The sequence below is a fragment of the Armatimonadota bacterium genome, from assembly GCA_016789105.1.
Classification (GTDB): Bacteria; Armatimonadota; Fimbriimonadia; order Fimbriimonadales; family Fimbriimonadaceae; genus UphvI-Ar2.
In genome coordinates this window covers 116272-130135 of sequence record JAEURN010000004.1, presented here as the reverse complement: position 1 = coordinate 130135, position 13864 = coordinate 116272, and the positions used below count along the sequence as shown (strand labels likewise).

The window sequence follows — 13864 nt, the reverse complement described above, 5'->3', positions numbered from 1 at the left end:
CCATTCTATCTGAGGCTATAATCACCGCCATGTCGATTTCGTTGGACGAGGTGCGCCATGTGGCACAACTGGCCCGTTTGGAACTCTCGGAACCCGAGCTCATGAGCTTCCAAACCCAGCTCAACGCCCTCCTCGGCCACTTTGAAGATATTCAATCCCTCGATGTGGAAGGGCTCGCGCCCAAACCCCATGCGGTCGCCATGCGCAACGTCTTTTCCAGCGACCAAGTGCGCCCCTGCCTCCCCCGCGATGCGGCCCTGGCCAATGCGGCCGAAACCAAGGCGGGGCTGTTCATCGTCCCCACCATCATCGAGGAGTGACCTGGATTTGCTAACCGACCTGACGGCCACCGAGATTGCGGCCCTGATCCAAGGCCGGAAGGCCTCCTGCCGTGAAGTCGCACAAGAATTCATAGACCGGATCAACCGCGAAAACGCCAATTACAACGCCTATCTCACCCTCGATGCCGAAGGGGCAATGGCCGCTGCCGATTCGGCCCAAGCCATGATCGATTCCGGCCATGCCGCCCCGCTTTGCGGCGTGCCGGTTGCCCTAAAAGATAACCTTTCGACCATTGGACTCAAAACCACCTGCGCAAGCCGCATCCTTGAAAACTACGTCCCCCCATTCGATGCAACCGTCGTCTCCCAACTGAAGAGCCAGGGACTCGTCCCGTTGGGAAAGACAAACCTGGACGAGTTTGCAATGGGGACGACCAACGAAAACAGTGCGTTCGGGCCCGTGTGCAATCCCTGGGACACGGAAAGGGCAGCCGGCGGATCCTCAGGAGGTTCGGCGGCTGCGGTCAGTGCCGAACTCGCCCCCATCTCACTTGGCAGCGATACCGGCGGGTCGATCCGGTTCCCCGCCGCACTCTGCGGCCTCGTTGGGTTCAAACCGACGTACGGGAGGGTTTCCCGCTACGGGCTCGTCGCCTTTGCCTCAAGTCTCGACCAGATTGGCCCGTTTGGGAAGTGCGTCGAGGATGTCGCCTTGCTTAGCCAAGCCATCTCTGGCCACGATCCCCTCGATTCCACTTCTTTGCCGGATTCAAAGATCGACATCTCCGCGCTCAAATCCGGGTCGGTCAAGGGACTCAAACTCGGGCTTCCCGATGAACTCTTCGGGACGGAAATTGACCCAGAAGTCAAAGATGTCTTCGAACTCGCCCTCGATAACCTGGTCAGGCAAGGGGCCGAACTCAAAAGGATCAGCTTGCCCAGCATCGGATTCGGGGTCACGACCTATTACATCATCGCCCCTGCGGAGGCCAGCTCCAATCTCGCTCGGTTCGATGGCGTCCGTTTTGGCCCCCGGATTGTCGGCGAAGGCCATATCGGCAACTTCTCCAAAACCCGCGGCGAACTCTTCGGACCTGAAGTCAAGCTCCGGATCATGGTGGGAACCTATGCCCTCAGCAGCGGATATTACGACGCCTACTACCACCGCGCCCAACAAGTGCGCGGGCTCATGGCCGCCGAGTTTGAGCGCGCCTATCAAGACGTCGATTACGTCGTTAGCCCGACCAGCCCCATCGTCGCGCCGAAACTGGGAGGGATCAAAGACCAAATGGCGTTGAAGGCATTGGATATGTGCACCATCCCCGCCAACATGGGCGGATTCCCCAGCATCAGCATCCCGTGCGGCCTGGCCCACGACCTTCCCGTCGGATTCTTGCTGACCGGCCCCGTCATGGGCGACGAAGTCATGCTCCGCGACGCCTATGCAATCGAACAGGCATTCGGTCGGGATTACCGCCGCCCGCCGATCCTTTAGGATCCGACACCAATGGACGATATCCGCCGCCGCGACTGGAAGGCATTCTTGGTGGAAGCGTCCAGCTTCAGGACGATATCTGCTGTCGGGATGACCGTCCTCGTCACTTGGCTCTTTCTTTCCAACCCGTTCGCCCGGGATAACCCCATCGCCTATGCCGCCGGATCGCTCGCTATGGCGTGGATTTTCTACAGTGCCTTCCTCCGGTCCATCCCAAAACGGTTCCACCACGAACGGTTTCGATACCTCTGGAAGGAATGCCGGCAAAGGCGGGACAAACTCGGCGAGGCCCTGGGCAAACTCCGGCGGAGCCGGATCGCCGACCTCCATGAACTTGAACGCACCATCTCCACGACTATGCCGGATATCTACCGGGCCCTCCGCCGGGCCGACGTGGCCCTTCGGGAAATCCACCAGTCCGAAAGCCTGAACAACCCGAAGCTCTTGGCCGGCGAAAGGCTTGTGAACGACCCGCAAGCCCAAGAACTCTACAAAGTCGCCGACCGCAATGTCGCCGAATACACCCAGCAATACAAACTTGCCATCGCCGGAGTCGAAAGGGCCGAAGCCCAATGCGTCGTGTTTTCCACGACCCTCGACACGCTCCGCATCCGAATGCTCAACTACACCCTGGCGGGGCGGTCGCCAGAAAACGAAACCAAGGAATTCCTGAACATCGTCGCGGAAGCGAAAATGCAGTTCTCCGCCATCGACAAGGCCCTGGATGAAATCGAGTTGATGCCTTTCACCCAAACCATCCACACACTGCCCGGGGAAACGGTCGGGCCCCGTCAAGAACTTTCTCAGGCGCCACCACCTGTCCCGCCGATCACAAACGGGAATGAAGACCAAGCGGTGGAACCATGATCTGCTCAACCTTGTGCCCGGCAAAAATCAATTTGTTCCTAGCTGTCGATCCGCCCGACCACAGCGGCTACCACCCCATCCGATCCCTGTTCCAATCCATCTCCCTGGCCGACCAGATTTCAGTCGGCGATTCCCCCACGGGAGAAGACCTCATCGAATGCAATTGGCCGGGTTTGCCGGCCAACAACACGTTGACCAAGGCGCTCCGCCTCGTTCGAGAGTTGGTGCCCGTCGCCCCGCTCCACATCACCTTGGATAAGCAGATCCCCAATGAGGCGGGACTGGGCGGGGGATCCAGCGATGCCGCCGGACTTTTGAGGTGCCTGATGCGCGTGATGCCCCATATGGTCTCCGCACATTTCGCCCGGGAAGTTGCCTTCGCCGTCGGAGCCGATGTCCCCTATTTCCTGGTGGGCGGGTTCGCCAAGGTCGAAGGCTACGGCGAAATCGTCACACCCAATGAGGATCTTGGCGAGGATTCCCTCCTGGTCGTCAAACCCGGGATCGGCATGCCCACCGGCGAGGCTTACCGGAAACTAGATGCCGCGCCCCGGCCACAAAAGGGGTTTCCTGACAACTGGCAAGACCTCTACAACGACTTTGAGCGGGTGGCCCCATGCGAATGCGGGGACATCGCCGAGCGGCTTTTGGCCAACGGGGCCAAGGTCGCCTCGCTAACCGGTTCCGGAACCGCCGTCTTCGGGATTTTTCCGGACGGTGTTGCCGCCCAACGCGCCAAACTTTTACTGGAACAAGAACGACTGGGCGAAATCTTCTCGGCCCGATTCCTCTCCCGCAAAGAATCCCTATGCACGACATTGTCATCCTAGCTGCTGGGCAATCTGATGCTGAAACGGCCGCCCAAACCGGGGCCGCGACCCGCTCGGCCCTGCCGTGGAAGGGCGCAACCTTGGCCGACCATGTCCATTCCGTCTGCCGGGAGTTTGCCGACCCGATCGTTGTGGGGGGGCCATCCCGGACTGAGTGGAGGCAAACCCACGGTGGCGGCTCGTTTGTCGAATCCATCGAAATCGGCGCCGGGCTCGTCACCACCAAAAAATTCCTGCTCGTCACCGCCGACCTGCCGTACCTCAAAGCCGAGTCAATCAGAACCTTCCTTGCCGACTGCAACGATGACGCCGGATGGAATTGGCCGATCATCCCCATGGAAGATTGCCGCCGGGATCACCCCGGACTCCACCGCACCAGCCTGAAACTCCGGGAAGGCGAATTCACCGGCGGAAACATTTGCCTCATCGACATCCAGGCGTTCCAAGAAGCCAAACCGGTCATCCAAGCGGCCTACAACGCCCGCAAGTCGCCGCTCCAATTAGGGCAAATCGCCGGGCTGCGGACCCTCCTCCTGATAGCCGCCACCAAACTGTTCCCCTACATGGTTCCCGTGTCGGCCGTCGAATCAGCGGTGGGGGCGTTCCTCAGGTCAGGAGTCCAGGCCGTAGTCACCCATGCTTCGGACATCGGCACTGATATCGATACGTTCGCACAATATCAGGCAATCATCAGGGGTTCAGAATCTTGATCTTTGCCCGATAAACCTGATGTGCACCTTAAAGTCGTTCGGAATATGCCGCCCGACCCGATCGACGTCCAAGACTTTCTTGCGACGATCGAAGGCGTTCACCAGGCCACCGTCTGGTGGGCGGGCCAAAACCTTTTGGCGCGGGTCACCGTCAACGATTGGTCGCTCTTGACTGAAATCGACTTGCGCCAGGCCTGTATCGATAAACTCGGCCCGGAATATGCCCCGTCTCTGCTTATGCTGGAACGCATTTCCGGCGACTCTGCCGAACGCGCCGCCTGAATCAGCCTTACTTTTTGGGGTCTTTGATCTCGTTCCCGTTTTCGTCCAAACGGATCTCGCTGATGTTGCGGATATCGCGGTTGGGACAATTGTTGCAGATCAACACCACGTTGACCGAATCAAACCAATTCGGGACGTGCTCAATCTCTTTGCCGCAGGCAGTGCACTTAACCATTCTCTTCTTCTCCTGCCCCTGAATCCGACCCTACGGCAACTGATTTGCCCGGGCCATCTCCCTGGAGCTCGTGATATTCGTGGAAGGCTTGAACCGACTGGGCGTGCGTCAGCCAACCATTGACCAACATCGCAACCCCGCCGACAAAATAAAAAATAACCAAACCCGTCTCAAACTTTTGCCCCGGATCGCGGATGGTCGATTCGCCACGGAAGATGCCCACGACCGCCACGGCGAGCAACATGAAGCCGAATAGGAAAAACGTATTCTTCCACCAAACGGGCGAAACGGGCGCCTTCTTGCTCAAACCACCCCGAAAGATACCCGTGCTAAGCGCGGATATCCAAAAGTGTGCCCTTTGGCTCTATCATGTCCATCAATTGTTGGGCTGATTCCTTTTGGCTCTCCAACGCTTTTTTCAATACCGAAGCCTGGTGTTGTAGCCTGGCCACGTCCTCCGTGGGGCGGATTACCGGTTGGGCGGGGTTAGAACCGATTCGCATCGCATTCTTGGTATCGGTCGGCGGGCGAAAAGGATTAGGGCCTTAGCGGCCTAAAATCCAGGCCGCACACCCCGATCCGACAAAATCTTGCGCAAGAGCTTTCGGCCGCGGTGGATCCGCGAGCGGACGGTTCCAACCGTCGTGTTCTGACGGTCGGCAATTTGCTGATACCCGACCCCCGCCAAGTCGCAGAGCTCGATGGCTTCGCGGTAGCTGTGCGGCAATTCGGCCAACGCGGAACGGACTTGGGCGGCCAACTCGTTCCGGATCAAGCCCGAATCCGGTCCTTCATGCGGGTCGACAACCGACAACTCGTGCGAGGCATATCCGAACTCGGCACCCGCTTCAAGTGACTCGGCCCGCCGCACCGGGTTGTCCCGGCGCCTCTCATCCAGATACGCCCGCTGCATGATCCGCAAAATCCAATTCAAAAACGGACGGTCCGGCAAATAGCCGCCAAAGCCGCGCCACGCCTTGCAATAGGTCTCCTGCAACAAATCCTGGGCGTCGGAAACGTTGCGGGTGAGCTGGAGCGCCATGGAATAGGCCTTCCGCTCGGTCTCCCGGCGCAGCCGCTCAAAATCGCCCGTCCGGTCGGATGCCAAATCGAAGTCGATGCTGACCACAATAAATCCTCGAATGCAGAACATATCACCAATGTCCCACGAATATGAATGATATATCATTTTTTAGTAATGTTTACCTATCAGCCTTTCCCCGAGCACCCTTGCACACCCCCTGCCACGTCTTCTATAGTCGAACCATGAAGTTCGTTCTGATCTCCAAAGACGCGGATCTGGTTGGGAACACCGAAGGGGCATTCCAACCAACGGACGAACTCCATGTCTTCGCAGACTGGCCAGAGGCCTTGGACGCGTGCGATGGGGCCGACATCCTTTTTGTGGATCTCCTGGCCACCCTGGAAAAGCCCCACAAGATCTCCGGGTACGAAAAGTTTGCCGAATCAAAAATGGATCACCCCATCGCCGCCGGGGTGCCCCTTGTCCTCATCGCCCCGCCCGACGATTATGAATTGGACTTTATGGCCGGCTACCCCAATTTCGTTTTTGCCCACATCCGCCGGCCAGTCACATACAAGATCTTCCGCCGGGCTAGCACTTGGGTGTGAGGGCGACGCACGAACAATCTGCCCTCGAGCCCGCTCCCCACAACGACCTCAATCCGGATCCTTTCCCCGGGGGTGCGCCTTGGCAACGCTATCCCGCAGACGGTCGATGCTGATGTGGGTGTAGATCTGCGTGGTGGCCAAATTTTCGTGGCCCAATAGCTGTTGCACCGATTTCAAGTCCGCCCCCCCGTCCAAAAGGTGCGTTGCAAAGCTGTGCCGCAAGGTGTGCGGAGAGACGTCGCCGGGCAAACCGGCGGCGGCCGCCCAACGGCTCACGATGTTTTGGAACGTCCGGGCTGTCAGGCGCCGGCCCTTCCCGTTGGTGAACAGCGCGGATTCCCCTTCAGAAGCCTTCCGCTCCTTATGAATGTAGTCCTCCAACGCGGCCGAGCACGTTTCGCCAAAGAGCACAATCCGCTCTTTGTCGCCCTTGCCCACCACGGAGATGCGGCGGTTGCGGAAATCGATATCGGTGACATCCAAGCCGACGGCCTCCGCCGCCCGCAAGCCTGTGGCATAGGCCAGTTCCAGTAGCGCGCGGTCGCGCCTCGGCGTTTGGGATCCGGCCACGGCCTCCATCAACCCTTCCGCTTGGACTTGGCTCAGACTCTTGGGGAGTTCGCGCCGGCGGTAAGGGGCCTCGAGTGCCTCGGTGGGGTCGTGATCGATCCACCCGGCGGTCCGGCAGAACTTGATGAAACTGCGCAGGCAACTTAGTTTCCGGGCCCGTGTCACCGGGGATTTGCCAAATTCGCGCAAATACCGGCGCAAAGTCGCCTCCGAAAGGTCAAATGCGCCGTTTGTGGTTTGGGCGAGTTGGGCCAAATCGGAACCGTAACCCTTGGCGGTCAGTGCGCTGCCCCGGGCACCCGCGTGGTCGACAAAAGCCTGAATCGCCTCGTCGAGGGTGCGGGCCATGACGTCAAGACACCGTTTTCTTGAAGATTAGCGTGCCGTTGTGCCCGCCAAAACCGAACGAATTGGTCATCGCATATTCGACGGTGGCTTCTCTCGCCACGTTCGGGATGACGTCCAAGTCGCACTCCGGGTCAGGCGTTTCGTAGTTGATCGTCGGCGGCAAAACCCCGGTCCTCAGGGCTTGGACGCAGATCACGCTTTCCACAGCGCCGGCCGCACCAAGCAAGTGACCGATGGCACTCTTGGTGCTGCTCACGGGGACGTGGTAAGCATGGTCGCCAAAGGCCCGTTTGATCCCAATCGTCTCAAACTTATCGTTGTAGGGGGTTGAAGTCCCATGGGCATTGATGTAGCCGATATCCTCCGGTGCCAATCCGGCTGATTTCAAGGCCTTGAGCATGCTGCGGCGGGCCCCATCCCCATCAGGATCCGGCATCGTGATGTGGTGGGCATCCCCACTCATGCCATATCCCACGACCTCGCCCAGTATTTGCGCACCGCGGGATTTGGCAAACGCGTAGTCTTCCAAAATAAAGACTCCGGCCCCTTCGCCCATGACAAAGCCGTCTCGGTTCGCATCGAACGGCCGGCTTGCCTTTGGCCCGGCTTCGTTGTTGGTGGTCATGGCCCGGGCGGCGCAGAATCCCGCCAAGCCGATTGGAGAAATCGGCGCTTCGGAACCGCCGGCGACCATCGCCACCGCGTCACCGCGTCGAATGATGTGATAGGCGTCCCCAATCGCATTGACCCCAGTGGCACACGCCGTCACCACGCAAGTGTTGGGGCCCCGGAACCCATGCAAAATCGACGTGTATCCGCTGGCCATGTCCGGGATCATGTACGGCACCAAAAACGGCGAAACCCGGCTCGGCCCGCTCTCCCAAAGCCGTTTGGTCTGGTCGGACATCATGATGAGCCCGCCGATCCCCGAACCGATCAAGACCCCGGTTTCCAGTTTCAGTTCATCATCATCCGTCGGGAAGTTGGCATCTTCCAATGCCTGGGCGGTTGCCGCCGCGGCAAACGCAATGAACCGGTCGACTTTCCGGGCCTCCTTTTTGTCCAGGTAAAGCTCAGGGTCGAACCCCTTGGCCTCACCGGCAATACGCGTCGGGTAGTCGGTGGCATCCATCAGGGTGATGTCGCCAATCCCGCTCTCCCCCGCGATCAAGCGGGGCCAAAATTCTCCGACCGTGTTTCCAAGGGGCGTGACCGCCCCCATCCCAGTAATGACGACCCGTCCTGACGGTTCGGGGGGAAATCCCATTGCTCAAAAAGGCGCCGTGGCCGGCTCAGTCCTTCTTTTCGATGTATGAGGTCACATCGCCGACCGTCTTCATGTTCGCCACGTCGTCGTCGGGGATTTCAATCCCAAACTCTTCTTCCAGGGCCATGATGAGCTCCACGACGTCAAGCGAGTCCGCGTTCAAATCCTCTTGGAAGCGCTTGTCCTCCGCCACCTCGGATTCGGTGACGCTCAACTGTTCGCAGATGACCTTGCGGACGCGCTCAAAAACTTCAGCCATGTTTCGTTTTTCCTTCCAGGGTCGGGCTGACCCCTTCCCCGACGCTATATTACTCCGAATCCCCCGGGTCGGTTGCTAGGGCTTCCCCACCCTTTCGACCCGGGTCCGCGCGGATTGGTTAGAGGAACAATCCGCCATCCACCGTCAAACATTGGCCCGTCACGTACCCGGCCCCTTCGCCCGCCAAGAACAACACGGCCCCTGCAATGTCACCGGGGAGCCCCAAGCGGCCGGCCGGAGCAGTTTTTTCCACATGGGCCCGGAAATCTTCGGGCAACTCGCTGGTCATATCGGTTTCAATAAACCCGGGCGCAACGGCGTTGCAGGTGATGCCGCGGGAACCGAGTTCTTTGGCCGTTGACATCGTCAAGCCCAGCAACCCGGCTTTGCTCGCGGCATAGTTCGCCTGGCCCGAAGCGCCGTGCAACCCAATCACGCTGGTAATGTTCACGATCCGGCCCCAGCGCGCCTTCATCATCCCTTTCATCACCGCCTGAGTGCACAAATAGGCCCCTTTCAGATTTACGCCCAACACAGAATCCCAGTCCTCGGCCTTCATTCGCATCATCAGGCCGTCTCGGGTGATCCCGGCATTGTTCACGAGGATCGACACCGACCCGAGCTCCGACTCGACAGATCCAAACGCCTTTTGGACACTGGATTGATCCGCCACATCCACGGCATAGGCGGCCGCATGGCCGCCGGATTCCAAAATCCTGTCCCGCGTCCGAGCCGCATTGTCCAACGTGGTCGCCAAACACGCCACCGATGCCCCCGAAGCGGCAAAGGCTTCCGCGATTGCCGCCCCGATCCCCCGGCTGGCGCCCGTCACCGCCACGACTTTGCCGGAAAAGGAACCTGTCATGCCGCACCCCCAAAGGCCAAAGCCGTCTCATCCAACGTCGCCGAATCCATCACCCGCAAACCCGTTTTGTCTTTGTCCACCCGGCGCAACAACCCGAGCAACACTTCACCCGCGCCGCACTCGATAAAGGTTTCAAAACCGTCGGAAATCATTTGCTCCATCGTACCGGTCCACTGCACCGGCGATTTCAATTGACGTTCCAAAAGTTCCGGCCAATCGGAACCCGGACGCGACGTCACATTGCTGTAGACCGGGATTGCCGACGGGTGGAACGGCGTTTCGTCGAGGGCTACCCTCATCGCTTCCGCGCTTTCCGCCATCAACGGCGAGTGGAACGCCCCGCTCACGTTGAGGGGGAGGACCCTCCTTGCCCCCCTTTCGTTCAACAGGGCGGTCGCTTCGGCGATGGCATCCAAGTCGCCGCTAATGACCAACTGTCCAGGGCAATTGTCGTTGGCGACGACCGCCACCCCGTTTGAAACTGCCGCAAGCGCCGATTCGATCTCGGCCCGGTCCAAACCCAAAACGGCGGCCATACCCCCCGGCCTCAGCTGGCCCGCCCGAGCCATGATGTCTCCCCGCCGCTGAACCAGCCGCGCGCCGGATTCCAAGCTGATGATCCCCGCGGCGGCCAACGCCGCATATTCGCCGACGCTGTGCCCCGCCATCCCCTTGACCTCGACTTCGGGGCACCGGTCTTTCAGGGCGAAGTAAGCGGCCAGGCTGCACGTGTAAAGGGCAAGTTGCGCATTCTGCGTTTGGCGCAGCGTTTGCTCGTCGCTATTGAAACAAAGGTTCGCCACGTTGACCCCCGTCGCTGTTTCAACCTGGTCGAATACTTGGCGGGCAAAGGTGTTGTGGTGATACAGTTCTTCACCCATTCCGGGCTTTTGGGATCCCTGCCCCGGGAAAACGACGGCGACCATGGGTTTTCTTATACCCGCGCCACCCAGTTCCTCCCCGTCCTGCCGGACTGCCAGGCCAGCAGTCCACAGTGCCAGTAAACTCAGCCAATGAGCGAACAGATCTTGGAGACATTCCCCAACCCGGCCCCCCACCGAGACTACACGATCACCCACAGTTGCCCGGAATTCACCAGCGTGTGCCCCAAAACCGGACTGCCCGATTTCGCGGTCATCGACCTGGAATACATCCCCGACCAAACCTGCATCGAACTCAAATCGCTTAAGTACTACTACCACTCGTTCCGGGATCAGGGAATTTTTTACGAAGCGGTCACAAACCGCCTGCTCGATGAACTTTCAGCGGCATGCAACCCCCGGTGGATGCGCATCACCGGAAGGTTCGCCGTCCGTGGCGGCATCAGCAGCGTGATCGTGGCCGAAACCGGCCCGCGCTAAGCCAACCGGGGGACGATGCCAACCGGGCTTGTGAGGCGAATCGGCCCCAAATCGCCAGAAAATTCCATTTCCATCCAAACCGCCTGGTTGTAAGAGCTCCGGCGGGGGATGTGGACGCGGGGCTCGGAAAGAAGGTCGACAAAAAACTCTGAGCCCACGAACACTTGGGATTCGCTGACCCCGCCCCACACCCGAACCGCTTGGGGTTCCAGGTTGGAGGATCCCGTGATCGTCAGGCCCTCGGCCTGGTCGGAAAGTTCGAACCGCACTTGGGGGAACACGCCCGTGCCGGCGCACCGGGCACAAAAGTTGGCAACGGTCGAAAGCCGGTAATCGCGGGCACCGGTCGAATGACCCATGTTCCCAATGACCTGCAAAGCCGAACCTTGCGGCATCATGTCCACATAAACTCGGGCCGCGTCGACCGTCCAGAAGGGGTCGTTGCTACCATTGACCACCAGGGCCGGGGCGTGCTGGAGCCGGATGCCCGTCCACGGGTCGACCATGCGGATCAAAGCAAGGCCTTCTTGGGTGTGGGACATCTCGTGCAGTTTGCGGCGCGTGTAATCCTCCAGCATTGGGCTCATTTCGCCCCAAACCCGGCGTTGGTTCGTCATTTGCAACTGCATGTTGAGGTTGTCGAACACAACCGGAACGATGCCCACGATTCGCGGGTCTTCCAATTGCGCAGCAAGCCAACAAGCCCAGCCCCGCTTGCTCGCCCCCCCGATGATGAACTTCCGGTAACGCTCCAGGCTGCGCTCGGCCACAACGTCGATCGCGCAACTCACGCTTCGCACCATCGGCACCAGCAGCGGCCATTCCGGGTCACCGGTCTCGATGTACTGCTCAAAGGTGTGTGCAATCAGGTCGTCTTCCCTCATCGCACCCCAGAGCGGTTGGTTAGGAATCCCAAAAAGCACCGCCACCGGCAACTTCAAAGCGTCGGCCAGTGCCTGGCCATAACTGTCGTCAGGCTCGCCGGCATCGTCGCCCGTGACCTCCAAGTAGCAGGTGTCGGCCGCCGCATAGATGCCATCTGAAGGCTCAAAGAGCCGGATCTCGTGCTCCCAGACCCCGTTTTTCCACTCATGCGCCCGTAGCCGGATCACTTTGCCGTCTGCCCGCCAATCGGCGAGCCGCTCAAAGTCCAATGCCACATCTGCGAACCGGTGCACCATCCCTATTCAACCTGACTTTAACGCCGAATTAACCTTTCTCCATGCGCAAACCTAAGCAAAAGACCAAAGGGACCGGATATAGTAGCGGTGGTGCGTGGGATCATCGTGTTCCAACGCATCGGGAACAAGTGGCTGGCGATGGCGCCCGCCGCAAAACGGGATAACGGGATGAGGAACGGAATCAAATCCAAAATCTTGCTCTTCGTGGCTTTGGTGATGGGCGCAGCAGTCGCACAGGCTGGCTTCGTCGACGCCTCTATCATGATTGATCGGGCGGCGAACAATAAAACGCTCACTGTCAAATATGATGGAGCTCGCGCATCCACGGTCGAACTCCGCATCAATGGGCAGAGCATCGCCTCAAAAAAGGTCTCAGACCAATTCAACACCGGGGAGACCACGTTCGACATCGATGTGGCCGCCCTTGAATCGGGCAACAACAAGGTCGAAATCCGACTTTACGACGCCGGAGGCAAACTCCTGGGGACGGAAAACTCGGAAATCAAAATCGACCGCTCCGGGGAAGGGCCTGTCTACTTCACCTCGCCCAAGCCCAACTCGACCGCCCAAGGCACCATCGACATCCAGGTCGGTTTCAAATCCCAGCTCAAGAACATCTATGTGAGCTTCTTCGTCAACGACGAATTCAAAATTCTTAAAAACTATGCGCCGTACACCTACCACTGGGACACCATGACCGTCCCGAACGGTTGGCACGAAGTCCAGGCTTGGGTCGTCGATGACGCCAACGCCACATTCAAAACGGAAAAGCTCCGAATCTTCGTCGACAACCCCGGTGGGCGCACCAAACGCCAAGACCCCCCGGCAACCCCGGATAAGCCGGTCAAACCGACCGATGCCACGGCACCGGTCACGGCGCCCATCAAAGCCGACATCACAAAGCCGGCCGTATCCGGCAACGGCATGGCAGGCAGCGGCCAGGCAACCGGCGCCCAAGCGGCAGAGCCCCACAAAGGACAAGCCGTCACCATTTCCAACGATCCGGCCCGGCCCGGCGATCTTGTTGTCGAAAACATCAAACCCACCAAACCGGCCGATCCGGTCAAACCGGCAGAAGCTAAGCCGATCGCCATCGTCCCGGGTGTCCGGCTCCCCGACACCGACCGGTTCGACATCTACCTCGGCGGCGAAAAAATCAACTTCGATGTTGCCCCCCGGGTCACCGACGGCATCCCGCTCTCACCGTTCCGCCACCTGATTGAAAGCTACGGCGGCGAAGTCAAGTGGACCCACGCGACCAAGGAAGTAGACGGCGACGCCGATGGCCAGACGATCTGGTTCAAAATCGGAGACCCCAACGCCAAAGTCAACGGGCAAACCGTGCAGTTGGAACGCGCGCCATTCATCGAAAATGGCCGGAGCATCGTCCCGCTAAGCTTCATGACGACCGCCCTCCACCTGGACATCTCGTATGATCCGGCGACCGGCCACGTCCTGATCCAAACCGCTTCAAAAAAATAACCGCCCGCTAACCAGCTCTAGTGCCCCCGGCCTGTGGCCGGGGGCACTTTAACTTTTCGGCCCCGCAACCTCAACCCTCTTGTTAATTGTCAGGAAGCCGATCATCCTTGTGAGGACGAGTGGAAGGGCCGATTTCTGAAAAGCAGGGACCGACAAGACTTGTTGTCTTTTTGACCCTGGCCATCTCATTTCTAACGGCGTTTGCGGCGGCCGGCTCGATCTTTTTCCAGGCGGCTCTCGAAGCAAAGCGTAACGAGAC

Annotated in this window: 19 protein-coding genes; 9 read left to right on the top strand and 10 right to left on the bottom strand. The window is 59.5% G+C overall.

Annotated elements, in window-relative coordinates:
- The first annotated feature begins 29 nt into the window (after positions 1 to 29).
- From gatC to JNM28_03500, 6 genes are read left to right on the top strand one after another with little or no spacing between them, the layout of a single operon-like run.
- On the top strand, positions 30 to 320 hold the full coding sequence (gene gatC / locus JNM28_03525) for an Asp-tRNA(Asn)/Glu-tRNA(Gln) amidotransferase subunit GatC (protein ID MBL8067496.1): 291 nt from the start codon (positions 30 to 32) through the stop codon (positions 318 to 320).
- A complete protein-coding gene (gene gatA, locus JNM28_03520; protein MBL8067495.1) occupies positions 265 to 1776 on the top strand; it encodes an Asp-tRNA(Asn)/Glu-tRNA(Gln) amidotransferase subunit GatA in 1512 nt (503 codons plus the stop codon). The genes gatC and gatA overlap by 56 nt, the downstream gene beginning before the upstream one ends.
- A 12-nt stretch (positions 1777 to 1788) precedes the next feature.
- Positions 1789 to 2643 (top strand): hypothetical protein, encoded by an 855-nt coding sequence (locus JNM28_03515; protein ID MBL8067494.1) that lies wholly within the window; start codon positions 1789 to 1791, stop codon positions 2641 to 2643.
- Positions 2640 to 3473, top strand: a complete 834-nt coding sequence (ispE, locus tag JNM28_03510) for a 4-(cytidine 5'-diphospho)-2-C-methyl-D-erythritol kinase (GenBank protein ID MBL8067493.1) — start codon at positions 2640 to 2642, stop codon at positions 3471 to 3473. The genes JNM28_03515 and ispE overlap by 4 nt, the downstream gene beginning before the upstream one ends.
- Entirely contained in the window at positions 3452 to 4183 is a 732-nt protein-coding gene (locus JNM28_03505; GenBank protein ID MBL8067492.1) for a nucleotidyltransferase family protein, read from the top strand. Before ispE ends, JNM28_03505 begins: the two co-directional genes overlap by 22 nt.
- Before the next feature lie 3 nt (positions 4184 to 4186).
- Positions 4187 to 4465: a hypothetical protein gene (locus JNM28_03500; GenBank protein MBL8067491.1), complete on the top strand. Its 279-nt coding sequence runs from the start codon at positions 4187 to 4189 to the stop codon at positions 4463 to 4465.
- A 7-nt stretch (positions 4466 to 4472) separates the two neighbouring features.
- On the opposite strand, the gene JNM28_03495 is transcribed toward JNM28_03500, so the two are convergent.
- The 4 genes from JNM28_03495 to JNM28_03480 all read right to left on the bottom strand — a co-directional run bounded on the left by JNM28_03495 (position 4473) and on the right by JNM28_03480 (position 5793).
- Positions 4473 to 4640 (bottom strand): hypothetical protein, encoded by a 168-nt coding sequence (locus tag JNM28_03495; GenBank protein ID MBL8067490.1) that lies wholly within the window; start codon positions 4638 to 4640, stop codon positions 4473 to 4475.
- Entirely contained in the window at positions 4633 to 4947 is a 315-nt protein-coding gene (locus JNM28_03490; protein ID MBL8067489.1) for a hypothetical protein, read from the bottom strand. Before JNM28_03490 ends, JNM28_03495 begins: the two co-directional genes overlap by 8 nt.
- A 22-nt stretch (positions 4948 to 4969) precedes the next feature.
- On the bottom strand, positions 4970 to 5062 hold the full coding sequence (locus JNM28_03485; protein ID MBL8067488.1) for a hypothetical protein: 93 nt from the start codon (positions 5060 to 5062) through the stop codon (positions 4970 to 4972).
- 131 nt (positions 5063 to 5193) lie between these two features.
- Complete coding sequence (locus tag JNM28_03480) at positions 5194 to 5793, bottom strand: sigma-70 family RNA polymerase sigma factor (GenBank protein ID MBL8067487.1); 600 nt, start codon at positions 5791 to 5793, stop codon at positions 5194 to 5196.
- A 113-nt stretch (positions 5794 to 5906) separates the two neighbouring features.
- Between JNM28_03480 and JNM28_03475 the strand changes: the two genes are divergently transcribed.
- Complete coding sequence (locus JNM28_03475) at positions 5907 to 6272, top strand: hypothetical protein (GenBank protein MBL8067486.1); 366 nt, start codon at positions 5907 to 5909, stop codon at positions 6270 to 6272.
- Positions 6273 to 6320: 48 nt separating this feature from the next.
- Here the strand turns inward: JNM28_03475 and JNM28_03470 are convergent, their stop codons facing one another.
- The 5 genes from JNM28_03470 to fabD all read right to left on the bottom strand — a co-directional run bounded on the left by JNM28_03470 (position 6321) and on the right by fabD (position 10507).
- On the bottom strand, positions 6321 to 7190 hold the full coding sequence (locus JNM28_03470) for a tyrosine recombinase XerC (protein MBL8067485.1): 870 nt from the start codon (positions 7188 to 7190) through the stop codon (positions 6321 to 6323).
- Between the two features lie 4 nt (positions 7191 to 7194).
- Positions 7195 to 8457 carry a beta-ketoacyl-ACP synthase II gene (fabF, locus tag JNM28_03465; protein MBL8067484.1) on the bottom strand — a complete coding sequence of 421 codons (1263 nt, stop codon included), beginning with the start codon at positions 8455 to 8457 and terminating at the stop codon, positions 7195 to 7197.
- Between the two features lie 25 nt (positions 8458 to 8482).
- Positions 8483 to 8716: an acyl carrier protein gene (gene acpP / locus JNM28_03460; protein MBL8067483.1), complete on the bottom strand. Its 234-nt coding sequence runs from the start codon at positions 8714 to 8716 to the stop codon at positions 8483 to 8485.
- 118 nt (positions 8717 to 8834) lie between these two features.
- Positions 8835 to 9581 (bottom strand): 3-oxoacyl-[acyl-carrier-protein] reductase, encoded by a 747-nt coding sequence (fabG, locus tag JNM28_03455; GenBank protein ID MBL8067482.1) that lies wholly within the window; start codon positions 9579 to 9581, stop codon positions 8835 to 8837.
- The gene (gene fabD / locus JNM28_03450; GenBank protein ID MBL8067481.1) at positions 9578 to 10507 is read right to left on the bottom strand and encodes an ACP S-malonyltransferase; all 930 of its coding nucleotides are present in this window, start codon (positions 10505 to 10507) and stop codon (positions 9578 to 9580) included. Before fabD ends, fabG begins: the two co-directional genes overlap by 4 nt.
- 87 nt (positions 10508 to 10594) lie before the next feature.
- On the opposite strand from fabD, the gene queF reads away from it, so the two are divergent.
- Positions 10595 to 10942, top strand: coding sequence for an NADPH-dependent 7-cyano-7-deazaguanine reductase QueF (queF, locus tag JNM28_03445; GenBank protein MBL8067480.1), 348 nt, complete (start codon positions 10595 to 10597; stop codon positions 10940 to 10942).
- Here the strand turns inward: queF and JNM28_03440 are convergent.
- Positions 10939 to 12120, bottom strand: a complete 1182-nt coding sequence (locus JNM28_03440; protein MBL8067479.1) for a hypothetical protein — start codon at positions 12118 to 12120, stop codon at positions 10939 to 10941. The genes queF and JNM28_03440 overlap by 4 nt on opposite strands.
- Before the next feature lie 93 nt (positions 12121 to 12213).
- On the opposite strand from JNM28_03440, the gene JNM28_03435 reads away from it, so the two are divergent.
- Positions 12214 to 13605 carry a hypothetical protein gene (locus JNM28_03435; GenBank protein MBL8067478.1) on the top strand — a complete coding sequence of 464 codons (1392 nt, stop codon included), beginning with the start codon at positions 12214 to 12216 and terminating at the stop codon, positions 13603 to 13605.
- Positions 13606 to 13864: the final 259 nt, after the last annotated feature.